This is a genomic window from Streptomyces sp. NPDC047014 (genome assembly GCF_040644195.1).
GTDB lineage: Bacteria > Actinomycetota > Actinomycetes > Streptomycetales > Streptomycetaceae > Streptomyces.
In genome coordinates this window covers 39558-63462 of record NZ_JBEYVX010000030.1, presented here as the reverse complement: position 1 = coordinate 63462, position 23905 = coordinate 39558, and the positions used below count along the sequence as shown (strand labels likewise).

At 72.2% G+C, this 23905-nt stretch carries 24 protein-coding genes; 12 read left to right on the top strand and 12 right to left on the bottom strand.

Features of this window, described 5'->3' with window-relative positions; translation table 11 throughout:
- Nucleotides 1-55: 55 nt before the first annotated feature.
- Entirely contained in the window at nucleotides 56-565 is a 510-nt protein-coding gene (locus ABZ873_RS18655; protein ID WP_360872724.1) for a carboxymuconolactone decarboxylase family protein, read from the bottom strand.
- Between the two features lie 47 nt (nucleotides 566-612).
- On the opposite strand from ABZ873_RS18655, the gene ABZ873_RS18650 reads away from it, so the two are divergent.
- Nucleotides 613-2019: a PLP-dependent aminotransferase family protein gene (locus ABZ873_RS18650; protein WP_360872721.1), complete on the top strand. Its 1407-nt coding sequence runs from the start codon at nucleotides 613-615 to the stop codon at nucleotides 2017-2019.
- Nucleotides 2020-2216: 197 nt separating this feature from the next.
- On the opposite strand, the gene ABZ873_RS18645 is transcribed toward ABZ873_RS18650, so the two are convergent.
- Complete coding sequence (locus ABZ873_RS18645; RefSeq protein ID WP_360872768.1) at nucleotides 2217-3041, bottom strand: hypothetical protein; 825 nt, start codon at nucleotides 3039-3041, stop codon at nucleotides 2217-2219.
- A gap of 116 nt (nucleotides 3042-3157) precedes the next feature.
- On the opposite strand from ABZ873_RS18645, the gene ABZ873_RS18640 reads away from it, so the two are divergent.
- Nucleotides 3158-3460: a hypothetical protein gene (locus tag ABZ873_RS18640; RefSeq protein ID WP_360872718.1), complete on the top strand. Its 303-nt coding sequence runs from the start codon at nucleotides 3158-3160 to the stop codon at nucleotides 3458-3460.
- A gap of 8 nt (nucleotides 3461-3468) precedes the next feature.
- Nucleotides 3469-4671, top strand: coding sequence for a glutathionylspermidine synthase family protein (locus tag ABZ873_RS18635; RefSeq protein ID WP_360872715.1), 1203 nt, complete (start codon nucleotides 3469-3471; stop codon nucleotides 4669-4671).
- A 9-nt stretch (nucleotides 4672-4680) separates the two neighbouring features.
- Here the strand turns inward: ABZ873_RS18635 and rocD are convergent, their stop codons facing one another.
- Complete coding sequence (gene rocD / locus ABZ873_RS18630; RefSeq protein WP_360872712.1) at nucleotides 4681-5886, bottom strand: ornithine--oxo-acid transaminase; 1206 nt, start codon at nucleotides 5884-5886, stop codon at nucleotides 4681-4683.
- 241 nt (nucleotides 5887-6127) lie between these two features.
- Between rocD and glyA the strand changes: the two genes are divergently transcribed.
- The 4 genes from glyA (at nucleotide 6128) to ABZ873_RS18610 (ending at nucleotide 10425) form a co-directional block, all read left to right on the top strand.
- On the top strand, nucleotides 6128-7396 hold the full coding sequence (glyA, locus tag ABZ873_RS18625) for a serine hydroxymethyltransferase (RefSeq protein WP_360872709.1): 1269 nt from the start codon (nucleotides 6128-6130) through the stop codon (nucleotides 7394-7396).
- Nucleotides 7397-7551: 155 nt separating this feature from the next.
- Nucleotides 7552-8565 (top strand): tryptophan--tRNA ligase, encoded by a 1014-nt coding sequence (gene trpS, locus ABZ873_RS18620; protein WP_360872706.1) that lies wholly within the window; start codon nucleotides 7552-7554, stop codon nucleotides 8563-8565.
- 98 nt (nucleotides 8566-8663) lie between these two features.
- Nucleotides 8664-9272 carry a 2'-5' RNA ligase family protein gene (locus tag ABZ873_RS18615; protein ID WP_360872703.1) on the top strand — a complete coding sequence of 203 codons (609 nt, stop codon included), beginning with the start codon at nucleotides 8664-8666 and terminating at the stop codon, nucleotides 9270-9272.
- A 178-nt stretch (nucleotides 9273-9450) separates the two neighbouring features.
- On the top strand, nucleotides 9451-10425 hold the full coding sequence (locus tag ABZ873_RS18610) for a YihY/virulence factor BrkB family protein (RefSeq protein ID WP_360872701.1): 975 nt from the start codon (nucleotides 9451-9453) through the stop codon (nucleotides 10423-10425).
- On the opposite strand, the gene ABZ873_RS18605 is transcribed toward ABZ873_RS18610, so the two are convergent.
- Complete coding sequence (locus ABZ873_RS18605) at nucleotides 10422-11663, bottom strand: D-alanyl-D-alanine carboxypeptidase (RefSeq protein ID WP_360872698.1); 1242 nt, start codon at nucleotides 11661-11663, stop codon at nucleotides 10422-10424. The two genes, ABZ873_RS18610 and ABZ873_RS18605, sit on opposite strands and share 4 nt — an antisense overlap.
- Before the next feature lie 121 nt (nucleotides 11664-11784).
- On the opposite strand from ABZ873_RS18605, the gene ABZ873_RS18600 reads away from it, so the two are divergent.
- The 3 genes from ABZ873_RS18600 to ABZ873_RS18590 all read left to right on the top strand — a co-directional run bounded on the left by ABZ873_RS18600 (nucleotide 11785) and on the right by ABZ873_RS18590 (nucleotide 15085).
- Nucleotides 11785-12090, top strand: a complete 306-nt coding sequence (locus tag ABZ873_RS18600; RefSeq protein WP_360872695.1) for a hypothetical protein — start codon at nucleotides 11785-11787, stop codon at nucleotides 12088-12090.
- Nucleotides 12087-13403 carry a metallophosphoesterase gene (locus ABZ873_RS18595; RefSeq protein WP_360872692.1) on the top strand — a complete coding sequence of 439 codons (1317 nt, stop codon included), beginning with the start codon at nucleotides 12087-12089 and terminating at the stop codon, nucleotides 13401-13403. Before ABZ873_RS18600 ends, ABZ873_RS18595 begins: the two co-directional genes overlap by 4 nt.
- A 125-nt stretch (nucleotides 13404-13528) precedes the next feature.
- Nucleotides 13529-15085 (top strand): ABC transporter substrate-binding protein, encoded by a 1557-nt coding sequence (locus tag ABZ873_RS18590; RefSeq protein WP_360872689.1) that lies wholly within the window; start codon nucleotides 13529-13531, stop codon nucleotides 15083-15085.
- A gap of 19 nt (nucleotides 15086-15104) precedes the next feature.
- Here ABZ873_RS18590 and ABZ873_RS18585 read toward each other — a convergent pair whose 3' ends face one another.
- The 4 genes from ABZ873_RS18585 to ABZ873_RS18570 form a co-directional block, all read right to left on the bottom strand.
- Nucleotides 15105-15869, bottom strand: a complete 765-nt coding sequence (locus tag ABZ873_RS18585; protein WP_360872686.1) for a TetR family transcriptional regulator — start codon at nucleotides 15867-15869, stop codon at nucleotides 15105-15107.
- Between the two features lie 11 nt (nucleotides 15870-15880).
- Entirely contained in the window at nucleotides 15881-16360 is a 480-nt protein-coding gene (locus tag ABZ873_RS18580; protein ID WP_360872684.1) for a DCC1-like thiol-disulfide oxidoreductase family protein, read from the bottom strand.
- Nucleotides 16361-16363: 3 nt separating this feature from the next.
- Nucleotides 16364-16768, bottom strand: coding sequence for a hypothetical protein (locus tag ABZ873_RS18575; RefSeq protein WP_360872681.1), 405 nt, complete (start codon nucleotides 16766-16768; stop codon nucleotides 16364-16366).
- Nucleotides 16769-16914: 146 nt separating this feature from the next.
- Complete coding sequence (locus ABZ873_RS18570) at nucleotides 16915-17493, bottom strand: hypothetical protein (RefSeq protein WP_360872678.1); 579 nt, start codon at nucleotides 17491-17493, stop codon at nucleotides 16915-16917.
- Between the two features lie 68 nt (nucleotides 17494-17561).
- Between ABZ873_RS18570 and ABZ873_RS18565 the strand changes: the two genes are divergently transcribed.
- Nucleotides 17562-17954, top strand: coding sequence for a hypothetical protein (locus ABZ873_RS18565; protein ID WP_360872676.1), 393 nt, complete (start codon nucleotides 17562-17564; stop codon nucleotides 17952-17954).
- The gene (locus ABZ873_RS18560) at nucleotides 17954-20365 is read left to right on the top strand and encodes a DUF4132 domain-containing protein (RefSeq protein ID WP_360872673.1); all 2412 of its coding nucleotides are present in this window, start codon (nucleotides 17954-17956) and stop codon (nucleotides 20363-20365) included. Before ABZ873_RS18565 ends, ABZ873_RS18560 begins: the two co-directional genes overlap by 1 nt.
- An 80-nt stretch (nucleotides 20366-20445) precedes the next feature.
- On the opposite strand, the gene ABZ873_RS18555 is transcribed toward ABZ873_RS18560, so the two are convergent.
- From ABZ873_RS18555 to sdhC, 4 genes are read right to left on the bottom strand one after another with little or no spacing between them, the layout of a single operon-like run.
- Nucleotides 20446-21204 carry a succinate dehydrogenase iron-sulfur subunit gene (locus ABZ873_RS18555; RefSeq protein WP_360872670.1) on the bottom strand — a complete coding sequence of 253 codons (759 nt, stop codon included), beginning with the start codon at nucleotides 21202-21204 and terminating at the stop codon, nucleotides 20446-20448.
- Nucleotides 21204-22958: a succinate dehydrogenase flavoprotein subunit gene (gene sdhA / locus ABZ873_RS18550; protein ID WP_360872667.1), complete on the bottom strand. Its 1755-nt coding sequence runs from the start codon at nucleotides 22956-22958 to the stop codon at nucleotides 21204-21206. Before sdhA ends, ABZ873_RS18555 begins: the two co-directional genes overlap by 1 nt.
- 23 nt (nucleotides 22959-22981) lie before the next feature.
- Entirely contained in the window at nucleotides 22982-23464 is a 483-nt protein-coding gene (locus ABZ873_RS18545) for a succinate dehydrogenase hydrophobic membrane anchor subunit (protein ID WP_360872664.1), read from the bottom strand.
- A 5-nt stretch (nucleotides 23465-23469) separates the two neighbouring features.
- A complete protein-coding gene (gene sdhC, locus ABZ873_RS18540; RefSeq protein WP_360872662.1) occupies nucleotides 23470-23850 on the bottom strand; it encodes a succinate dehydrogenase, cytochrome b556 subunit in 381 nt (126 codons plus the stop codon).
- Nucleotides 23851-23905: the final 55 nt, after the last annotated feature.

Here is a 23905-nt window from a genome sequence, read left to right as displayed (position 1 = left end):
CGTAGTACGTGAGAGCCCCGGCGCGGTGCGCGCCGGGGCTTCCGCGTGCCCGGGGCTACTTCTCGTACATGCCCGCCTTGTAGTGGCCGGGCACCATGCGGGTGCCGACGCCGAAGCGGTTCCAGACGTTGATCGTGGAGATCACGCCGATCAGCTGGGCCAGCTCGCGCTCCTCGAACTGCTCCGCGGCCCGCGCGTAGACCTCGTCCGGGACGAAGCCGTCCGTCAGGACGGTGACCGCCTCGGTCAGCTCGATCGCGGCCAGCTCCCTCTCCGTGTAGAAGTGCCGCGACTCCTCCCACGCCGGCAGCAGGACGATGCGTTCCACGCTCTCCCCGGCGGCGAGGGCGTCCTTGGTGTGCATGTCGATGCAGAAGGCGCAGTGGTTGATCTGCGAGGCGCGCAGCTTCACCAGCTCGACCAGGGCCGGGTCCAGGCCCTTCTTCGCGGCCATCTCCAGGGCCAGGACGGCCTTGTAGAGCTCGGGTGCGACCTTGGCCCACTGCATGCGGGGGGTGTGCTCGTGTCCGTAGCGGGCTTCCTCGGGGTGCTGTTCGTTCGTCATGTGTTCCACCGTACGAGGCATGCGGCCCAGCGGTATGGTCCATATCCATGACGGATTCCTGGGCCACTTTCGGGGCCGACCTGCACCTGGACCGGGTGGCCGGGCGGGGCCTGCGGGCCGGGCTCACCGAGGCGCTGCGCGAGGCCGCGCGCAGTGGCCGGCTGGCCGCCGGGACCAGGCTGCCGTCCTCGCGGAGCCTCGCCGCGGACCTGGGCATCGCGCGGAACACCGTCGCCGAGGCGTACGCCGAGCTGGTCGCCGAGGGCTGGCTCACCGCCCGCCAGGGCTCGGGCACCCGGGTGGCGGAGCGGGCCCGTCCGCGCCGCGCGGACGCGGCGGCGCCGGTACGGAGGCCCGCGCGCCGGGGGCCCGCGTACAGCCTGGTGCCCGGCACCCCGGACCTGGCCGCCTTCCCGCGCGCCGCCTGGCTGTCGGCGGCCCGGCGGGCGCTGACCGCCGCGCCGAACGACGCCTTCGGGTACGCGGTGGAGGCGCGCGGCCGGATCGAGCTGCGGGAGGCGCTGGCCGGCTACCTGACCCGGGCGCGCGGGGTCTACGCGGACCCCGCGCGGATCGTGCTCTGCGCGGGCTTCCTGCACGGGCTGACCCTGCTGGCGGGGGTGCTGCGGGCCCGGCGGGTGCGGGAGGTGGCGGTCGAGGGGTACGGGCTGCACTTCCACCGGGACCTGCTGGCGCGGGAGGGGCTGCGGACCAGGCCGCTGGGGCTGGACGGCGAGGGGGCCCGTACGGGGGAGCTGACGGCGGGGTCGGGCGCGGTGCTGCTGACCCCGGCGCACCAGTTCCCGACGGGCGTGGCCCTGGCCCCGGCCCGCCGGGCGGCGGTGGTCGACTGGGCGCGGACCACCGGCGGGCTGATCCTGGAGGACGACTACGACGGGGAGTTCCGCTACGACCGGCAGGCGGTCGGCGCCCTCCAGGGGCTGGACCCGGAGCGGGTGGTCTACCTGGGCACGGCCAGCAAGTCCCTCGCGCCGGGGCTGCGGATCGGGTGGATGGTGGTGCCGCCGGGGATGGTGGAGGAGGTCCTGGCGGTCAAGGGGGCCACGGACTGGACGTCCAGCGCGCTGGAGCAGTTGACGCTGGCGGCGTTCATCGAGTCGGGGGCGTACGACCGGCACGTGCGGGGGATGCGGCTGCGGTACCGGCGGCGGCGGGACGAGCTGGTGGCGGCGGTGGGGGAGCGGGCGGGGGTGCCGGTGGGGGTGTCCGGGATCGCGGCGGGGCTGCATGCGGTGCTGGAGCTTCCCGTGGGGGCGGAGAGGGCGGTGGTGCAGGCGGCCGCGTGGCATGACCTGGCGGTGCACGGGATGGGGATGTTCCGGCATCCGGGGGTGGTGGGGAGGGGGCGGGATGCGCTGGTTGTGGGGTACGGGGGGCCGTCCGACAGTGCGTGGGGGGCGACGTTGGCGGCGTTGGTGGCGGCCTTGCCGTGAGGGGGTGCCGGGTGCGGCGCCGTTCCGGGGGCGCTGCCCCCGCGCCCCCGCGCCTCAATCGCCGGCGGGGCTTGATGGGGCCGGGGTGCGTGCTCCCGTGCGGCGCCGTTTCGCCTCAAACGCCGGCGGGGCTGGGTTGGGGGCGCTGCCCCCGGGCCCCCGCGCCTCAAACGCCGGCGGGGCTTGAAAGGGGCGCTTCAGTCGTCGGCGGGGGTGGGTTGTGGTTCGCCGAAGCGGGCCAAGGCCAAGGAGCCCGCTACCGCTACCGCGAAGCCTGTGGTGGCCAGCCAGGTGAGGCCCTCGCGGGTGGTGTCGCCCAGCCAGATCACGCCCACCAGGGCCGGGCCCACCGTTTCGCCGGTGACCATGCCCGCCGTCGCCACCGTCACCGAGCCGCGCGCCAGGGCCGACGTCAGGAGGAGGAAGGCCGCGCCGCCGCCCAGGAGGAGGGCGTACAGGGCCGGGTTCGTCAGGGCCGGCAGGGAGTCGATCAGGCGGACCGAGACCTCCACCACGCCGAAGCCCGTGCCCGCCGCGAGGCCCAGGGCCAGGGCGCGCGGGCCGTCCGGGAGGCGGCCCGCCACCGCTCCCACCAGCAGGACCAGGACCGCCACGCCCAGCATCCCCAGCTTCAGCGCGAGCGTGCCCTGGCCCGTGCCCTCCTCCCCGGCGGAGAGCCCGAGCATCAGCAGGCCCGCGCACACCACCCCGACCGCGCACCACTCCGTACGGGACAGCCGCGCCCGCAGCAGCCGCGCCGCGACCACCGCCGTCACCGCGAGGCTCGCCGCCAGCGCCGCGCCGACCGCGTAGATCGGCACGTGCCGCAGGGCGATGATCTGGAGGACGAAACCGGCCGCGTCCAGGCCCAGCCCCAGCAGGTAGCGCCACTGCCGCACCGCCCGCAGGAACAGCGCCGCGTCCACCCCGGAGCCCGTGCCGGGCTCCGCCGCGCGGGCCGCGACCGCCTGGAGCACGGACGCCGTACCGAAGCACACCGCCGCGCCGAGCGCACAAACCATCCCAATCAGCACGAACTGACTCTAGGTCACGGATCTCACGGCGGCCGGATTCCATCGGCCGGTACACCCGCTCTAGTCTGTCGGCAGTACGCGAGGTCCCAGGGGGAGCAGCAGACATGGACAGCAGCAGCACCAACCAGCGCCGCATGCGCTCCGGAGCCGTCGCCCTCGGAGGCGTGGGCCTGCTCGCGGCCACCCTCGTGGCCTGCGGCAGCAGCGACGAACCGGACCGGCGCTGCGCCGACCGCTCCACGCTCCGCCACCTGAACAACAAGGAGTGCAAGAGCGGCGGCACCGGCGCGTACTACTACGGCGGCCACGTGAGCGCCGGCAAGGTCGCGGGCGGCAGCTTCGACAAGTCCGCCGTCACCCGCGGCGGCATCGGCGGCCACAAGAGCTCCGGCTCCAGCGGCGGCTGACCGCGACCATGCAGCGCCACACCATCGAGCCCCGCCCCGGCTGGCAGAAGACGGTCGAGGAGCAGGGGCTGATCTACCCCCTGACCCGCTACCCGGACGACTCGCTGCGCCCCTACTGGGACGAGAGCGCCTACTACTCCTTCTCCCTGCCCGAGGTGGAGGCGCTGGAGAACGTCGTCGAGGAACTGCACGCCATGTGCCTGGCCGCCGCCGCGCACATCGTCGAGCGGGACCGCTTCGCGGACCTCGGCATCACCGATCCGAAGCTGGCCGCGCTGATCGCGGAGTCCTGGCACCGGCGCGCCGAACAGCCCTCCCTCTACGGCCGTTTCGACCTGCGCTACGACGGCGCCGGCGGCCCGGCCAAGATGCTGGAGTACAACGCGGACACCCCGACCTCCCTGGTGGAGGCGGCCGGCCCGCAGTGGTTCTGGATGGAGGAGCGGTTCCCCGGCGCCGACCAGTGGAACTCCCTCCACGAGCGCCTGGTCGACGCCTGGCGCCGCCAGGCCGAGCTGCTGCCGCCCGGCCCGCTGCACTTCGCGCACTCCGAGACCGACGAGCTCGGCGAGGACCTGATGACGGTGGCCTACCTCCAGGAGACCGCCGAGCAGGCCGGTCTGGACACCCAGGCGCTGTCCGTGGAGCAGATCGGCTGGGACAGCCTGTCCGGCCGGTTCGTGGACGAGAAGCTGCGCTTCATCCGCAGCTGCTTCAAGCTCTACCCGTGGGAGTGGCTGGCCACGGACGCGTTCGGCCCGCAGGTCCTCGGCACCTACGACCACGGCGGCGGCTCCGGCAGCACCTGCTGGATCGAGCCCCTGTGGAAGATGCTGCTCTCGAACAAGGCCCTGCTGGCGATCCTGTGGGAGCTGTTCCCGGAGCACCCGAACCTGCTGCCCGCCTATCTCGACGGCCCGCGCGAGCTGGCGGAGCCCGGCTCGGCCGGGTACGTGGCCAAGCCGCTGCTCGGCCGGGAGGGCGCGGGGGTCACCCTGCACGGGACGGACGGGGGCGCGGAGCCGTTCGTACCGGAGCCGGGGGAGCGGTACTGCTTCCAGGAGCTGGCACCGCTGCCCGACTTCGACGGCAACCGGGTCGTCCTCGGCGCGTGGGTGGTCGAGGACGAGGCGGCCGGGCTCGGCATCCGGGAATCGGCGGGGCCGGTCACGGACGAGTACGCCCGCTTCCTGCCCCACGTCATCCTCTGAGCGCGCCGGTCAGGCCGACAGCACCGACCGGAGCCGCTCCAGCCCCCAGTCCAGGTCCTCCTTGCTGATGACCAGCGGCGGGGCGAGCCGGATCGTCGACCCGTGGGTGTCCTTCACCAGCACCCCCTGCTCCATCAGCCGCTCGGAGATCTCCCGGCCGGTGCCGCGCGAGGGGTCGATGTCCACGCCCGCCCACAGCCCGCGCCCGCGTACGGCGGTCACCGCGCCGCCGCCGACGAGCAGGCCCAGCTCGTGGTGGAGGTGGTCGCCCAGCTCGGCGGCGCGCTGCTGGAACTCGCCGGTCCGCAGCATGGCGATCACCTCCAGGGCGACGGCGCAGGCGAGCGGGTTCCCGCCGAAGGTGGAGCCGTGCTCGCCGGGCCGGAAGATCCCGAGCACGTCCCGGTCCGCGACCACCGCCGAGACGGGGACCACGCCGCCGCCGAGCGCCTTGCCGAGGAGGTACACGTCGGGGACGACGCCCTCGTGCTCGCAGGCGAAGGTGGCACCGGTGCGGCCGAGGCCCGACTGGATCTCGTCGGCGATGAAGAGGACGTTCCGCTCGCGGGTCAGCTCCCGTACGCCGGGCAGGTACCCGGCGGGCGGCACCAGGACCCCCGCCTCGCCCTGCACCGGCTCCAGCAGCACGGCCACGGTGTTCTCGGTGACGGCGTGGGAGAGCGCGGTGAGGTCCCCGTACGGGACGATCTCGAAGCCCGGGGTGTAGGGGCCGAAGTGGTCGCGGGCGTCGTGGTCGGTGGAGAAGGACACGATGGTCGTGGTCCGGCCGTGGAAGTTGTCGGCGGCCACCACGATCTTGGCGTGCCCGTCCGGCACTCCCTTGACCTCGTAGCCCCACTTGCGGGCGGTCTTCACGGCCGTCTCCACCGCCTCCGCGCCCGTGTTCATGGGCAGCACCATCTCCTTGCCGCACAGCGCGGCGAGTTCGGTACAGAAGTCCGCGAAGCGGTCGTGGTAGAAGGCCCGCGAGGTGAGGGTGACCCGCTCCAGCTGGGCCCGCGCGGCGTCGATCAGACGCCGGTTGCCGTGGCCGAAGTTGAGCGCCGAGTACCCGGCGAGCATGTCGAGGTATCTGCGGCCCTCGACATCCGTCATCCACGCGCCCTCGGCGGACGCGACCACGACGGGCAGCGGGTGGTAGGTGTGCGCGCTGTGCGCGTCGGCGGCGCGGATGGCGTCAGCAGTTGTCGACACGGGGTCTCCGATCGTCCGTCTGGCCGTTGAAGCGGTGACGAGGGTGGCGTCACCTTCTTATCGTCGCTCGGATCCCGGACGCAGAAACCTCCACGGCGGCGCGCCCGCTAAGGTGTTCGTACGCACGGCGACTGGCGCACGGAGAACCGACTCCGGGGGAGTCGTGCGCGCTCGACCGCACACAGGGCCGCTCGCCTGGGCCTCGCGGGGTACCGATCACATCGACCCCGGAGGAGCCCGCATGAGCGCGAGCCGCCATCCCGCCCTGTCCGCGACCGACCCCGAACTGGCCTCGTTCGTCGCCGCGGAGGAAGTCCTCCAGGCGCGGACCCTGCGCCTGATCCCCAGCGAGAACTACGTGTCCGCCGCCGTCCTGGAAGCCTCCGGCACGGTGCTGCAGAACAAGTACAGCGAGGGCTACCCCGGCCGCCGCTACTACGAGGGCCAGCAGAACATCGACAGGGTCGAGGCGCTGGCGGTCGAGCGGGCCAAGGGCCTGTTCGGCGTGGACCACGCCAACGTCCAGCCCTACTCGGGCTCCCCGGCCAACCTGGCCGTCTACCTGGCCTTCGCCCGGCCCGGCGACACCGTGATGGGCATGGCCCTGCCGATGGGCGGCCACCTCACGCACGGCTGGGGCGTCTCCGCGACCGGCTCCTGGTTCCGCGGGGTGCAGTACGGCGTGCGCGCCGACACCGGCCTGATCGACTACGACGCGGTGCGCGAGCAGGCCCTCACCGAGCGGCCCAAGCTGATCTTCTGCGGCGGCACCGCGCTGCCCCGCACGATCGACTTCGCCGCCTTCGCCTCGATCGCCCAGGAGGCGGGCGCGGTGCTCGTCGCGGACGTGGCCCATATCGCGGGCCTGATCGCGGGCGGCGCGCACCCCTCCCCGGCGGGGCACGTGGACGTCATCTCCACCACCACGCACAAGACCCTGCGCGGGCCGCGCGGCGCGATGCTGATGTGCCGCGAGGAGCACGCGAAGGCCATCGACAAGGCCGTCTTCCCGGGGCTCCAGGGAGGCCCGCACAACCAGACGACGGCGGGCATCGCGGTGGCGCTGCACGAGGCGGCGCAGCCGTCGTTCACGCGGTACGCGCACGCGGTCGTCGCCAACGCGAAGGCGCTCGCGGCGGCGCTGCTGGAACGGGGCTTCGACCTGGTCTCGGGCGGTACGGACAACCACCTGATCCTGATCGACCTGACCGGCAAGGACGTGCCGGGCAAGGTGGCGGCGAAGGCGCTGGACCGGGCGGGGATCGTCGTGAACTACAACACGGTGCCGTTCGATCCGCGCAAGCCGTTCGATCCCTCGGGGATCCGGATCGGTACGCCGTCGCTGACCTCGCGGGGGCTGACGGCGGAGCACATGCCGGTGGTGGCGGAGTGGATCTCCCGGGCGGTGGATGCCGCCGGGAAGGGGGACGAGGCCGCGCTGGCGGTGATCCGTGCCGAGGTCGCCGACCTCATGGCCGCCTACCCGGCCCCGGGGCTCCCGCTGTCGTAACCCTGCGGCGCCGTGCCGGGGGCTCCGCCCCCGAACCCCCGCGCCTCGAACGCCGGCGGGGCTGGATTCTGCAGCCCCGCCGGCGATCGAGGCGGATTGCCCGTGGGGGACGGTGGCGGGGCCGAGCCCGGGTCCGTACCTGAGACAATGAGGCCATGGCTTCTGATCGTCCTCGCGCGCTCTCCGGCATCCAGCCCACCTCCGGTTCGTTCCACCTCGGGAACTACCTCGGAGCCATCCGCCAGTACGTCGCCCTGCAGGAGACGCACGACGCGTTCTACATGGTCGTCGACCTGCACGCGATCACCGTGCCCCAGGATCCGAAGGACCTGCGCGCGAACACCCGCCTCTCCGCCGCGCAGCTGCTCGCCGCCGGTCTGGACCCCGAGCGCTGCACCCTCTTCGTGCAGAGCCACGTGCCCGAGCACGCGCAGCTCGGCTGGGTGATGAACTGCATCACCGGCTTCGGCGAGGCCAGCCGGATGACGCAGTTCAAGGACAAGTCCGCCAAGGGCGGCGTCAACAGCGCCAGCGTCGGCCTGTTCACCTATCCGATCCTCCAGGTCGCGGACATCCTGCTCTACCAGGCGGACGCCGTCCCCGTCGGTGAGGACCAGCGCCAGCACATCGAGCTGACCCGCGACCTCGCCGAGCGCTTCAACGGCCGCTTCGGCCGGACCTTCACCCTGCCCGCGCCGCACATCGTCAAGGAGGTCGCGAAGATCTACGACCTCCAGGACCCGGCGATCAAGATGTCGAAGTCGGCCTCCTCGCCCAAGGGCCTGATCAACCTGCTCGACGAGGCCAAGGTCACCGAGAAGAAGATCAAGAGCGCGGTCACCGACACCGAGGCCGAGATCCGCTTCGACACCGAGAAGAAGCCCGGCGTCAGCAATCTGCTCACGATCTACTCCACCCTCACGGGCGAGACGATCACCGCCCTGGAGGAGAAGTACGAGGGCAAGGGCTACGGCGCGCTCAAGACCGACCTGGCCGGTGTGATGGTCGACTTCGTCACACCCTTCCGGCAGCGCACCCAGGAGTACCTGGACGACCCCGAGACCCTGGACTCCCTCCTGGCCAAGGGCGCGGAGAAGGCCCGCGCGGTCGCCGCCGAGACCCTGGCGCAGGCGTACGACCGGCTGGGCCTGCTGCCCGCCAAGCACTGACGAACGCAACTACGGACAGACGGCTCTGGCACGAAGAGGGGTCCTGGCCGCACACTGGGGCGGCAGGAGTCCACGAGGGACTAGCGGAGGAGACACACGTGGGGACCGTAACGCTCGGCGTTTCGATCGCGGTCCCGGAGCCGTACGGCAGCCAGCTCCAGCAGCTGCGCGCGGGCTTCGGGGACGCCGCCGCGCACGGCATCCCCACGCACGTCACCCTGGTCCCGCCCACCGAGGTCGAGGCGGAGCGGCTGCCGGCGATCCGGGCCCACCTGGCCGAGGTCGCGGCCGCTTTCCGCGCCTTCCCGATGCGGCTGGAGGGGACGGGCACCTTCCGCCCCCTCTCGCCGGTGGTCTTCGTCCGGATCGTCGAGGGCGCCGAGGGCTGCACCCGCCTCCAGGGCGAGGTCCGCGACCCGCGGGGGCCGGTCAGCCGCGAGCTGGCCTTCCCGTACCACCCGCATGTGACCGTGGCCCACGGGATCTCCGAGGAGGCGATGGACCTCGCCTTCGCCAGCCTCGCCGGCTACGCCGCCGAGTGGAGCTGCGACGGCTTCGCCCTCTACGAGCAGGGCTCGGACGGGGTCTGGCGCAAGCTGCGCGAGTACCCCTTCGGCACCGGCGCCACGGGGGTACCGGCGCAGCCGGGCTCCCCGGTGGACCAGGCGGCGGGCACGGCCGGACCGGCCGGCGTGCGGCCCTCCTGACCGGGCGGGCGCAGCGCCAGCCGCGCGGTGCGCCGGGCACGGAACCTCAGCTTTCGCAGTACCAGGGTGCGGAACGGGTGCCCCTCCGGGGGCACTGGGCGAAAAGTCACAATGGAGGACCGTAGTCCCTGAAAGCGGCAATCCCGGCTATTTCCGGCGGCTCAATTACGGTGACTCCATGGACTGGCTGACGAATCTCCCGGTGATCGGGCCGCTGGTGGCCCGTCTGATGCGGACGCACGCGTGGCGCTCGTACGAACGCCTCGACCGGGTGCACTGGACGCGGCTCGCCGCCGCGATCACCTTCCTCAGCTTCCTCGCCCTCTTCCCGCTGATCACCGTGGCCGCCGCCGTGGGCGCGGCCCTGCTCAGCCGGCAGCAGCTCGACACGCTGGAGAAGAACCTCGCCGAGCAGGTGCCGGGCATCTCCGACCAGCTGAACATCGAAGGGCTCGTCGCCAACGCCGGTACGGTCGGCCTCATCGCCGGCGCCCTGCTGCTCTTCACCGGCATCGGCTGGGTGGGCTCCATGCGGGACTGCCTGCGCGCGGTCTGGGACAAGGACGACGAGGACGACGGGAACCCGATCCTCCGCAAGGGCAAGGACGCCCTGGTCCTGCTCGGCCTCGGCGGGGTGGGCCTGGCCTCGGCCGCCGCCTCGATCCTCGGGGCCAGCGCGGTCGGCAAGTCCGCCGACTGGCTCGGCATCGCGCGCGACGGGGCGGGCGGGGTGCTGCTGCGCGTGCTCGCCTTCCTGGTGGGCGTGGTCGCGGCCTTCCTGATGCTGCTCTACCTCCTGACCCTGCTGCCCGGGGTCGAGCCGCCGCGCGGCCGCCTGATCCAGGCGGCCCTGATCGGCGCGGCGGGCTTCGAGCTGCTGAAACTGCTGCTCAGCGGCTATATGCAGGGGGTGGCCGCGAAGAGCATGTACGGGGCCTTCGGCGTGCCGATCGCCCTGCTGCTCTGGATCAACTTCATGGCGAAGCTGCTGCTGTTCACCGCCTCCTGGACGGCGACCGGGCACAAGGAGGAGGAGAAGGCCGAGAAGGACGAGAAGGCCCAGGCGGCCCAGGCGGCCGACGGGGACAAGGCTGCCGAGGGGGACGAGGCGGGCGCCGGCGAGCCGTCCGCGCCCCGCCCCGGTCCCGCCTAGACCAGCTCCTCGCCCCGGCCCCGGCGGCCGCGCGGCCAGCGCCGGTTGACCACGAAGGCGCCGCCCGCCAGCAGGGCCAGCGCCCCGCCCGCCACACCGAGGGCGGTGCCCACCCCGCCGCCCGCCTTCACCCCGGCCGCGGAGGCGTTCTCGTGAGAGGTGGCGGGGGAGCCGAAGGAGGTGGTGTCCGCGCTCTTCGGCGGCACCAGCTCACCCACCGGCTTGACCTTGCCGACGGCCGAGAAGCCCCAGTCGAAGAGCGCGGCGGTCTCCTCGTAGACCGAGTTCACGCCTCCCGTGTCCGGGTTCATCACGGTGACCAGCAGCTTCCGGGAGCCCTGCTGCGCGGCGCCGGTGAAGGTGGAGCCGGCCATGGTGGTGTTGCCGTTCTTCACCCCGGCGATGCCCTTGTAGGGGGCGAGGCCGCCCGCGCCGGTCATCAGCCGGTTGGTGTTCGAGATCTCGAAGTAGTCCCGCGGCTTGCCCGGCTCCTGGAGGCCCGGGAACTTGGCGCTCGCGGTGCCGCAGTACTCCCGGAAGTCCTGCTTCTGCAGTCCGGAGCGGGCGATGAGGGTGAGGTCGTACGCGCTCGACACCTGGTCGGGGGCGTCGTAGCCGTCGGGGGAGACCACATGGGTGTCCAGGGCCTGGAGTTCCTCGGCGTGCGCCTGCATGTCCTTGACGGTCTTCTCGACGCCGCCGTTCATGGCCGAGAGCACATGCACGGCGTCGTTCCCGGACCGCAGGAAGACCCCCAGCCACAGGTCGTGGACGGAGTACTCGTGGTCCTCCTTGACCCCGACCAGGCTGCTGCCGGGGCCGACGCCCTCCATGTCCTGGTCGGTGACCTTGTGGATCTGCTCCTTGGGCAGGCTCGGCAGCAGGGTGTCCGCGAAGAGCATCTTCATGGTGGAGGCGGGCGGCAGCCGCCAGTGCGCGTTGTGCGCCGCCAGGACCTCGCCGGACTCGGCGTCCGCCACGATCCACGAGCGGCCGCTGAGGCTCGTCGGCAGGGCGGGCGCGCCGGGCAGCAGATTCACCTGGGTGCCGGGCTGGCCGAGCCGCGAGCCGCCGATGGTGGACATGGACACCGGCGGCGCGGGCGCCGCGGGCGCCTTGGCGGGCTGCCCCTTCCCGTCGGCCGGCGGGGGCGGCGCGGCGTGTGCGGGGACCCCGAGCACGGTGGGGAGCAGCAGCGCGGCGGACAGGACCGTCAGGGCGGTCTTCTTGGCAGACACGCAGGTGAAAGTACATCCCGATGAGCGGGACGGCGTCAGGGACCGGCCCTTTCGCGGCAACCACCCCCGGGACAGCCCACCCCGGCGCGTCCGTCCCGGGGAGGAATCCGATACTGAGGGCATGAGACTCAGCCGTACCGCCTCCTGGTTCCTGCTCGCTTTCGGCGTGTGGAGCTGGTTCATCTGGGTGTCTTTCGTCCGGAACCTGTGGAAGAACGGAAGCGGCCTGGCCTTCGACGAGGCGGGCGACCCCACGGCGTACTTCTGGGTGCACCTGACGCTCGCGGTGTCGTCCTTTCTTCTGGGGACGGCGGTCGGTGTGATCGGGTTGCGCGGGGTCCGCGCCCTGCGACGCGGCTCACGCACGGACGCGTCGGGCGGGACGGACGCGGCGGACGTGACGCGCGGGGCGGGCGAGCAGGCATGACGGTCCTGCTGTTCGCCCTCGTCGCGCTGGCGGTCCTCGCGCTGCTGGTCCTCGTCCACCGCTGGCTGTGGATCCGGCTGGTCCGGGACACCACGGCACCCGGCGGGCTGCCCCGCAGGATCGGCACGGCACTGGCCATCGCCCTGCCCCTCCTCTCCGTGGCCGCCCTGACCGCGGGCCGGGCCGGGGCGCCGTTCCCGCTGCAGCAGGCGGTGTCCTGGCCCGGTTACCTCTGGCTCGCGGTGCTCCTGTACCTGACCCTGACGATGCTGGTAGCGGAGCCGATCCGCGCGCTGGTGCTCCGCCGTCTGGCCCACCGCACACCCCCGGGGGCGGTAGCCGGGCCCCCCGCGCCGGAGGCCGCGCCCGCGGCGCCGGTACCGGCCGCGGTGGCGGAGCCCGGAGCCGGGGCCGCGGCCGCCGCGGAGCCCGGGGAGGTGATCGCCGAGGCCGCGCCGCCCGCCTCTCCCCCGGCCCCGGGCACCGGCCTGAGCCGGCGCACCTTCGTCGCGCGGACCGTCGGCGGAGCCGCCGCGGCCGTCGCCCTCGGCACCGTGGGGGCTGGTACGTACGGGGTGCTGCGCGGGCCGTCCGTCCGGCGGGTGCGGGTGCCGCTGGCCAAGCTGCCGCGCGCGGCGCACGGCTTCCGGATCGCCGTGGTCAGCGATGTGCACCTCGGGCCGGTACTGGGCCGCGCCCACGCCCAGCGCGTGGTCGACACCGTCAACAGCACCCAGCCCGACCTCATCGCCATCGTGGGCGACCTGGTCGACGGCAGCGTCCACGACCTCGGCCCGGCGGCGGAGCCGCTGCGCGGGCTGACCGCCCGCCACGGCTCCTTCTTCGTCACCGGCAACCACGAGTACTTCTCCGGCGCCGAGCAGTGGGTGGAGCATGTGCGGGAGCTGGGCCTGACCCCGCTGGAGAACGCCCGCCGCGCCCTGCCCCACTTCGACCTCGCGGGCGTCAACGACGTCCAGGGGGAGCGGGAGGGCAGCGGCCCGGACTTCGCCGCGGCCCTCGGGGACCGCGACCGCACGCGGGCCTCCGTACTCCTCGCCCACCAGCCGGTGGTCATCCACGACGCCGTCGCGCACGGCGTGGACCTCCAGCTGTCCGGCCACACCCACGGCGGGCAGCTCTGGCCCGGCGAGTACCTGGCCGAGCTGGCCAACCCCACCGTCGCCGGCCTGGAGCGCTACGGCGACACCCAGCTCTACGTCTCCCGCGGCGCCGGGGCCTGGGGGCCGCCGGTCCGGGTGGGCGCGCCCTCCGACATCACCGTCGTCGAACTCGCCTCATATCAGGCGTGACCCCCCTCAACTGCCCCTGAAACCACGCGAATCCGGCCTTCCGGTAGCTGATGTTCCGTGATGGGATGTGACCGTTAATCGGACAGCGGGGAGCTGTCAGCGGTACAAGGGGTGGGGTTCACGGGATGCGGTCTGTCCGCTCGAAGATCATCGCGGCCGGGCTGGTCCTCGCCGCTGCCGGCGTGGGGGCCTGGCAACTGCTGCCGGAGGACGGCAGCGACCTCGGCGCGATCCGGGTCGGGACGAGTGACGTCGTCTCCTCCCTCGATCCCGCCGGGGCGTACGACGCGGGCTCCTGGGCCCTGTTCAGCAACGTCTACCAGTCCCTGCTGACCGTCCGGCCCGGCTCCGACGAGCCCGTCCCGGACGCCGCCGCCTCCTGCGGCTTCATCGGCCAGAAGCTCACCACGTACCGGTGTGAACTGCGCCCGGACCTGAAGTTCTCCGGCGGGCGGGCGATCACCGCCGAGGACGTCAAGCACTCCTTCGACCGGATCAAGGCGATCAACTCCGACCAGGGTCCGGCGCCGCTGTTCAACACCCTCGAATCGGTGCGGGCCGAGGGCCGGACGATCACCTTCAACCTCTCCGCCCGGGACGCCACCTTCCCCTTCAAGCTCGCCACGGGTGCGGCCTCGATCGTCGACAAGGAGAAGTACCCGGCGAAGTCCCTGCGGGAGGAGCCCGCGGTGGACGGCTCCGGCCCGTACACCCTGACCGCGTACCAGGCCGATACGAGCGCCGAGCTCAAGCCGAACGCCTCGTACAAGGGGCAGGCCAAGCCGGCCCACGCGCCCGTCACCGTCAAGTACTTCGCGGACTCCGCGGCCCTGGACCAGGCGTGGAGCGCCCGCCGGATCGAGGTGGCCCACCGGGAGATGCCGCCCTCGGTGCTCGCGAACCTCAACCCGGGCATGCAGGACACCCGTTACCAGGCGTCCGGCGGCAGCGAGACCCGCTCCGTCGTCTTCAACGTCCGGCCCGGCTCGGCCGCCGCCCCGGCGCCGGTCCGCCAGGCGGTGGCCGCCGTACTGGACCGGGGCAAGGTGGCGAGCGATGTCTACCTGGGCACGGTCACCCCGCTGTACTCGCTGGTCCCGGCGGGCATCGCGGGCCACAGCACGCCCTTCTTCGACGCCTGGCCGGCGCCCAGCGCGGCCGCCGCGAAGAAGATCCTCAAGGAGGGCGGGGTCAGCACCCCGGTCCCGCTCAGGCTCGGGGTGAACGTACGCGGCGCGAACATGCCCGAGGCGGAGGAGATCAAGCGGCAGCTGGAGGGCAGCGGCCTCTTCCAGGTGACGCTCAAGCCCGTCCCGGAGTGGAACGACTTCCAGAAGGGCTACGCGGCGGGCGAGTTCGACGCCTACACCATCGGCTGGATCGCGGACTTCCCGGACGCGGACAACTTCCTCGCCCCGCTGGTGGGCGCGGACTCCTCGATGAACAACGGCTTCTCCGACAAGCACGTGGACGAGCTGATCACCCGTACCCAGTCCCACTCGGAGCGGGCCGACGCCGCGAGCGACTTCCGCGATCTGCAGAAGCTGGTCGCCCAGCAGGTGCCGATGCTGCCGATCTGGCAGAAGAAGGACTACGTGATGTCCCGCGACGCCGTGACCGGCGGGCAGTACCTGTCCGACGGCACGGGCGTCTGGCGGCTGTGGGAACTCGACTGGCTGTAGCCGCTCGTCCTGCTTGCGGCTAGTCCCGCTCGGGGTCCCGGTCCGGATCGGGACCCGGATCCGGGTCCGGGTCCGAGGCCCGGCGGCGGCCCTTCGCGGCCGCCGTCTGGGCCATGCCCGGCAGGAAGTCCGCGAACAGCTCGTGCACCTCGCGCACCAGCGGCCGCAGCACGCGGAACCGGGCCAGGATGATGCCCCGGGTGGTGAGCTGCGCGCCGCGCTCGGCGAGCCGGTGCGTCTTCTCGCTGTCCGGGGAGCGGTCGAAGACCCAGTACAGGACCAGGCCCATCTGCGAGAGCCACATCAGCTCCGGCAGTACGTCGGCCAGTTCGGCCGGCACCTTCGTCTTCGCGCCCGCCAGCACCTCGCGGTGGATGTCGATCGCCGCCTGCCGGGCCGGCTCGGACTCCTGCGAGAAGGGGCTGAGCGGGCTCTCCGGGTCGGCGGCGTTCTTGAAGAACTGGTACGCGAACTCGTGGTAGGGAGCCGCGATGTCGAGCCAGCTCGTCAGCACGCCCGCGAGCCGCTTCTGCAGATCGGTCTCGCGGTCCAGGATGGGGCGGACCGCTGCCTGGTGGGCGGCGCCGATCCGGTCGTAGAACCCCTGGACCAGGTGTTCCTTCGACGCGAAGTAGTAGTAGGCGTTGCCGACCGAGACACCGGCCTCCTTGGCGATGGCCCGCATGGTCGTCTTGTCGAAACCGCGCTCCTGGAACAGCCGGAGCGCGGTTTCGAGGATGAGCGTGCGGGTCTGCTCGCTCTTGGGAGCCTTCTGATCAGTCACGGTGCACGAGCCTATCGGGGGGCCGGGCAGTGGTCGTCACAGGCCGGTCCCGGGGCCCCTTCCGGAGCCCCGCCCGGAGCCCCTTCCAGGGCCGGGGCCCCCTCCGGGGAGCCGTCCGTGCGGACCGCCTGCCGCCAGGCCGAGGCGGTGTACATCGCGGCCCGGGCGAAGGGCCGGCCGGCCGGGGTGGCCAGCCAGTTGGCCCGCGGCCGGTGCTCCGCCAGCGCCCAGAGGCAGACGATGAAGGCGTCCGTACCCTGCCAGACCTGCCCCGAGTCCCCGACGACGGTGATCTCCCGGAGCGTGGAGGCGTGGTCGAGCCGCGGGAAGCGCCGGTGCGCCTCGTAGGAGGCCGCGGGGACCAGGGCGAGCGGGACCAGCCACCGCTGCGCCAGCAGCCAGTGCCGGATGTGCACGCACAGCGGGCAGTGGGCGTCGTAGAGGACGGTCAGGTGCTTGACCGGCCGTCCGGCCGCCGTGGCGGGGGCCACCGCTCAGACCCCGGCGGGAGCGGTCCACCCCTGCGGGGCGACGGGCGGGGTCTGCTGGCGCTCCATGAGGCCGCGGCGGCGCATCCGGTTCAGCGCCCAGACATTGCCGAGGTGCATGATCCCGAGGACCAGCAGGACGACACCGAGCTTGACCGACAGGGCCTCGAAGAGCTCGCGCGGGCTGCTGATCTCCTCGCTCGACCGCAGGTAGAGGGTGACGAAGCCGATGTTCACCAGGTAGAAGCCGACCACCAGCAGCTGGTTGACGGCGTCGGCGAGCTTCTCGTTGCCGTGCAGGACGTCGCCGATGAAGACGCGGCCGTTGCGGCTGAGCGTACGGGCCACCCAGACGGTGAGCCCGATGCTGATGAGCAGGTAGACGACATACGTGACCACGGTGAGGTCCATAGCCCTCAGCTCCTTGAACGTGTTCAAATGCTCTGACGTCGATGACTCTAGAAGCTTTTTTGAACAAGTTCAAGCCGTGCGGGGAAGGGGTTCGCGGGCATGCGAAAGCGCCCGGGCCGGGGCCCGGGCGCTCAGGGGAGGAAGGGTCAGACGCTCAGCGAGCGGGCGTAGTTGATCTGGGACATCACCCAGTGGAAGGTGCCCTGGTCGACCGCGGGGATCATCGTGGAGTGGTGGCGTCCGCCGCTGGTGACGGTCACCTGGATGTAGCCGGTGGTGGTCTTCTCCTTCATCAGGAGGAAGAGCAGCCCGAGCAGGCAGAAGAGGAAGAAGACGATCGCGAGCACGATCGCGTGCGCCGGCATCTTCTCCTCGGTGCGCGAGAAGTCGCTCGCGTTCCAGATCGCCCCCCGCAGCGGCATCGTGCCCGACGGGGTGATGATCTGGTCCCCCGCGACGGTGATGTCCCCGAGCGACAGCCCGGCGCCGCCCATCGGCGCGGCCGGATATCCGCCGGGCACCGGCAGGCCCGCGCCGCCGAGGGTCGGCTGGTAGGCCGGAGCCGCCGGATAGGGCTGCGGGTATCCGTAACTCGGCTCCCCGGGCCCCCACCGGTAGTCACCCTGCCCGGCCCCGTAGGACGGCCCGCCCTGCCCGCCCCCGTAGGACGGCCCGCCCTGCCCGCCGGGCCCCTGCGCGTACGGATTCGGCTGCTGCTCACTCATGCCGCAGATCCTTCCACAGCGGCCGCCGCCAGGGGCAGTTGTCAGTGGGCGCCCCTACCGTCGGGAGTATGGCCATGGTGACCTTCGTCGACGAGACGACCTCCGGGAGCCGCGGTGACGGCCCCGTGCTCGACCTGCCCGAGGAACGGCTCGCGCTGCGCGAGCTGATCCGGCGCCGGGTGTTCCAGGAGGTCGCGGAGTTCCACGCGCGCCGGCCCGAGGTCTTCCGGGGGCTGGTGCGGCCGGAGGGCGCCGAGGCCGTCCTCAACGGCTGGGCGCTGCGCGGCCCGCGCAGCGTCGACCCGGAGAAGCAGACCGCGCTGGCGCTCCGCGCCTTCGCCCGCAACGGCTTCCTGGTGCTGGTGGGGGACCGGCAGATCACCGGCCTGGACGAGGAGATCGACCTCCGGGCGGACACCGAGGTCACCTTCCTCACGCTCGTTCCCCTGGTGGGCGGCTGATGACCCACGACCACGGGCGCATGGCCGACCAGCTGCTGCACCAGGCCACCACCCTGCCCTTCTACGACGCCGAGCTCACGCGCCACCTCGACCGCGCGCGGGCGCGCCCCGACGAGGAGCGCCGCCGGCTCGTCGACGCCCTCGCCGGCCGCCACCGGCACGGGAGCGACCCCGCGCCCGTGCGCGGGACCCTGCTGTTCCTCATCGCCCACGTCGGCCAGGGCCTCGGCGCGCTGCCCCTGCCCGAGGAGCGCGCCGCCCACGTCGCGGACCTCGCCCGCAGCCACAGCCTGTGGGCAGGAGACCGCCGGGACGTCCTGTGCCGGGCCGAGGTGGCCGAGGGCCGGACCCTGTCCGCGCCCGTCGTCGCCACGCTCCGGCGCAGCGCCCTGCTGCTCGACGACCCCGGTCTGCGGGCCTTCGTACGGCAGTTCACCGAGCCCGTGCTCAACACCGGCGAGGAATGGGCGGAGCGGGCCATGGCGGACCCGCGCTGGCACGGCCTGCTCGCGCACGCGGTGACCGCCCGGACCGCGAAGCCGTCCGCGACCTGGGAGAGGACGGCCCGGAGGCTCGTGGACGGCCTCGGGGCCGAGGAGGTGCACACCGCCGTCCTGGGCTGGTTCGCGCTCGTCGGCAGGCCCCGTACCCACGCACTGCACCGCGAGACCTACGAGGCGGACGTGAACGCCGCCTTCGACCCGTACAACGCCAACGCCCTGCGCGGCCTCCTGTGGCTGCTGCCGCTCCTCCCGCCCCGTCCCGGCACGGCCCGCGCGCTCGGCGCCCTGGTGGAGACCTCGCTGCGCAAGGCCGCCGGGCTCGGGCCGCGCAGCCCCAAGGTGGCCAACGCCGCCGTGGGCGCGCTGGCCCGCACGGAGGGCGAGGCCGCCCTCGCCGAACTGGCCCGGCTGGCCACCCGGGTGACGTACAAGGGCACCCGCAGGCTCGTCGACAGCGCGCTGGAGGACCGCGCCGCCGCCCTCGGGACCGGCCGGGAGGAGATCGGGGAACTGGCCGTGCCCGCCCACGGGCTGACGGAGGTGGGCCGGGCCGCCTACCGCCTCGGGGAGGCCGCCGCGGCGCTGGAGGTGCGCGGGCCCCGGGCCGTGCTGTCCTGGCGCGACGCCCGCGGCCGGCCCGTCCGGGGCGTGCCCGCCGCCGTCCGCCGGGAGCACCCCGAGGAGCTGGCCGGGCTCAAGGGCCTGGTCAAGGACATCGACAGATCCCTCTCCGCGCAGTCCGAGCGGCTGGACCGGCTCTTCCTGGCCCGCCGCCGCTGGACGTACGGCCCGTGGCGCGCGCGGTACCTCGACCACCCCGTGGTGGGCACCCTGGCCCGCCGGCTGATCTGGACCGTGGACGGCACGCCCGCCGCCTTCACCGAGGGCGCCCTGCGCACCCTCGACGGCGCGCCCCTGGCCGGCGGCGGCACCGTCGAGCTGTGGCACCCGGCCGGGCGGGAGACCGCCGAGATCCTCGCCTGGCGCGAGCGGCTGGAGCGGTACGGCGTGACCCAGCCCTTCAAACAGGCCCACCGCGAGATCTACCTGCTCACCGACGCCGAGCGCCGCACCAAGCGGTACTCGAACCGCTTCGCCGCGCACATCCTGCGCCAGCACCAGTTCCACGCGCTGGCCGCCGCCCGCGGCTGGCAGGACCGGCTGCGCCTGCGCGTGGACGACTCCGCGCCGCCCGCCGTGCGCGAGCTGCCGCAGTGGGGGCTGCGCGCCGAGTACTGGGTGCAGGGCGAGGGCCACGAGCACGGCACCGACATCAACGACACGGGGACGTACCTGCGGCTGCGCACCGACCAGGTCCGCTTCTATCCGGCCGACGCCCCGCCGAACCACGCGAGCACCTACGGCGGCCGGTACACGATGTGGCCGCACCGGGGCCGCCGCGCCCGGCCGCTGCGGCTGGACCGGATACCGGAGCTCGTGCTCAGCGAGGTGCTGCGCGACGTCGACCTGTTCGTCGGCGTCGCCAGCATCGGCAACGACCCCACCTGGTACGACGGCGGCCCCGGCGGCAGCTTCCGCGCGTACTGGCACACGTACGGCTTCGGAGAGCTGGGCCGGAGCGCCGAGACCCGGCGGGCCCTGCTGGAGCGGCTGGTGCCCCGCCTGGCCATAGCGGACCGTTGCCGGGTCGAGGGCCGCTTCCTGCACGTGCGCGGAGACCTGCGCGACTACCGGATCCACCTGGGCTCGGGGAACATCCTGATGTCCCCGGACGACCAGTACCTGTGCATCGTGCCCGGACCCTCGGACACCGCCGTCGGGGCCGCGCCGGGATACCTGCCCTTCGAGGGGGACCGCACCCTCGCCGTCATCCTCTCCAAGGCGATGCTCCTCGCGCGGGACACCGAGATCACCGATCCGGCGATCACCGGCCAGCTGCGCCGCTGACCGGGCCCGCGCACGGCCGAGGGCCCCGCCCCCGGGGTGAACCGGGGTGCGGGGCCCTCGTACGCGGACGGACCGGGAGGTCAGAAGCGGCGCGTGATCAGCGCGCGCTTGACTTCCTGGATCGCCTTCGTGACCTCGATGCCGCGCGGGCACGCGTCGGTGCAGTTGAAGGTCGTGCGGCAGCGCCACACGCCGTCCTTGTCGTTCAGGATCTCCAGCCGCTGCTCGCCGGCCTCGTCACGCGAGTCGAAGATGAAGCGGTGCGCGTTGACGATCGCCGCCGGGCCGAAGTACTGGCCGTCGTTCCAGAACACCGGGCACGAGGAGGTGCACGCGGCGCACAGGATGCACTTGGTGGTGTCGTCGAAGCGCTCGCGGTCCTCGGCGGACTGCAGGCGCTCGCGCGTCGGCTCGTTGCCCTTGGTGACGAGGAACGGCATGACGTCGCGGTACGCCTGGAAGAAGGGCTCCATGTCGACCACGAGGTCCTTCATCACCGTGAGGCCCTTGATGGCCTCGACGGTGATCGGCTTCTCCGGGTTGATGTCCTTGATCAGCGTCTTGCAGGCGAGCCTGTTCTTGCCGTTGATCCGCATCGCGTCGGAGCCGCAGATGCCGTGCGCGCACGAGCGGCGGAAGGTCAGCGTGCCGTCGAGGTCCCACTTGATCTTGTGGAGACCGTCGAGCACGCGCTCCTTCGGGTCGATCTCGACCTGGAAGTCCTGCCACTGGGACTCGTCGGAGACCTCGGGGTTGAAGCGGCGGATCCGGAAGGTGACCGTGATGAACGGCGAGGCCGCGGCCGCGGCCTCCATCTTGTCCAGAGTCGGGGTTGCCATCAGTACTTACGCTCCATCGGCTGGTAGCGGGTCGTGACGACCGGCTTGTAGTCGAGCCGGACCGAGTCCGAGCCGTCGGCCCCGACCTCGCGGTACGCCATGGTGTGGCGCATGAAGTTGACGTCGTCGCGGTTCGGGTAGTCCTCGCGGTAGTGACCACCGCGGGACTCCTTGCGCGCCAGCGCGGACACGGCCATGACCTCGGCCAGGTCGAGCAGGTTGCCCAGCTCGATGGCCTCCAGCAGGTCCGTGTTGAAGCGCTTGCCCTTGTCCTGGACGGACACGTTCTTGTAGCGCTCGCGCAGCTCCGCGATCTTCTCGACCGCGGTCTTGATGGTCTGCTCCGTACGGAACACCATCACGTTCGCGTCCATCGTCTCCTGGAGCTCCAGACGCAGGTCGGCGACCCGCTCGTGGCCCGTGGAGTTGCGCAGGCGCTCGACCTGCTCCTCGACGAGCGCGCCCGGGTTCTCCGGCAGCTCGACGAAGCCGTGGCTGTGGGCGTACTCCGCGGCGGCGATGCCCGAGCGCTTGCCGAAGACGTTGATGTCCAGCAGCGAGTTGGTGCCCAGGCGGTTGGCGCCGTGCACCGACACGCACGCGACCTCACCGGCCGCGTACAGGCCGGGGACGACGGTGGTGTTGTCGCGGAGGACCTCACCCTCGACGTTGGTCGGGATGCCGCCCATGGCGTAGTGCGCGGTGGGCTGGATCGGGATCGGGTCCGTGTACGGCTCGATGCCCAGGTAGGTGCGCGCGAACTCGGTGATGTCCGGGAGCTTCGCGTCCAGCTGCTCCGGCGGCAGGTGGGTCAGGTCCAGGTACACGTGGTCACCGGCCGGACCGCAGCCGCGGCCCTCGCGGATCTCGGTGTAGATGGAGCGCGAGACGACGTCACGGGACGCGAGGTCCTTCATGACCGGCGCGTACTTCTCCATGAAGCGCTCGCCGTCCTTGTTGCGCAGGATGCCGCCCTCACCGCGGGCGCCCTCCGTCAGCAGGATGCCCATGCGCCAGATGCCCGTCGGGTGGAACTGGAAGAACTCCATGTCCTCCAGCGGCAGGCCGCGGCGGTAGCAGGCCGCCTGGCCGTCACCCGTGAGGGTGTGCGCGTTGGAGGTCACCTTGAAGAACTTGCCGGTGCCGCCGGAGGCGTAGATGACGGACTTGGCCTGGAACACGTGGATCTCGCCGGTGGCGAGCTCGTACGCGACCACACCGGCCGACTTCGTGACGCCGTCCTCCTCGACGAGGAGCTGGTCCAGGACGTAGAACTCGTTGAAGAACTCCACGCCCTCCTTGACGCAGTTCTGGTACAGCGTCTGGAGGATCATGTGACCGGTGCGGTCCGCGGCGTAGCAGGACCGGCGCACCGGGGCCTCGCCGTGGTTGCGCGAGTGGCCGCCGAAGCGGCGCTGGTCGATGGTGCCGTCCGGGGTGCGGTTGAACGGCAGGCCCATCTTCTCCAGGTCGAGGACGGCGTCGATGGCCTCCTTCGCCAGGATCTCGGCGGCGTCCTGGTCGACCAGGTAGTCACCGCCCTTGACCGTGTCGAAGGTGTGCCACTCCCAGTTGTCCTCCTCCACGTTCGCCAGCGCGGCGGCCATGCCGCCCTGCGCGGCGCCCGTGTGGGAGCGGGTGGGGTACAGCTTCGTCAGGACGGCGGTACGGCTGCGCTTCGTCGCCTCGATGGCGGCGCGCATGCCCGCGCCACCGGCGCCGACGATCACGGTGTCGTACTTGTGGATCTTCATTGGTTTCGCCTCAGCCCCGTTGCCTAGCGGATGTTCGGGTCGAAGGTGAAGATCACCAGCGTGCCCAGAAGGATGGTGAACACCGTGGCGGTGTAGAGCAGGCCCTTCAGCCACAGCCGCGTGTTGGCGCGCTCCGCGTAGTCGTTGATGACGGTACGCAGGCCGTTCGCGCCGTGCAGCATCGCCAGCCACAGCATCAGCAGGTCCCAGACCTGCCAGAACGGGGAGGCCCAGCGGCCGGCCACGAAGGCGAAGCCGATCTTGGAGACGCCGCCGTCGAGGACCAGCTGGATCACCAGGTGGCCGATGACGAGGACGACGAGCACGATGCCCGAGAGGCGCATGAAGAGCCACGCGACCATCTCGAAGTTGCCGCGGGTCGAGCGCGGGGTCTTGCCCGTGCGCTTGCGCGGGGCCTCGATGTACGGCGCCGGGTTGTCGGTGTCGTAGAGGCTCACGCCCTCCACGTCGCCGATGGCCTTGGCAGAAGAAGTGTCAGAGGACATGCGCGTCACTTCCCGAACAGTTCAGCGGCTGCGTGGCCGAGCACGGGGTACAGGGCCCCGACCATCAGCACGACCCAGATGCCCACGACGGTCCAGAGCATCTGCTTCTGGTAGCGCGGGCCCTTGGACCAGAAGTCCACGGCGATGACACGGAGACCGTTGAGCGCGTGGAAGAGGATGGCGGCCACGAGGCCGTACTCCAGCAGCGCGACGATCGGAGTCTTGTAGGTAGCCACGACATCGTCGTACGCCTCGGGGGAGACGCGGACGAGAGCGGTGTCGAGGACGTGTACGAACAGGAAGAAGAAGATGAGGACGCCGGTGACTCGATGAGCCACCCAGGACCACATTCCTTCCCGGCCGCGGTACAACGTTCCAGCCGGCACGGAAAACCCTCCGGAAGCGGGGCGGGGGCCAGCCGGCTTCTTTGTCGGTCGGGCC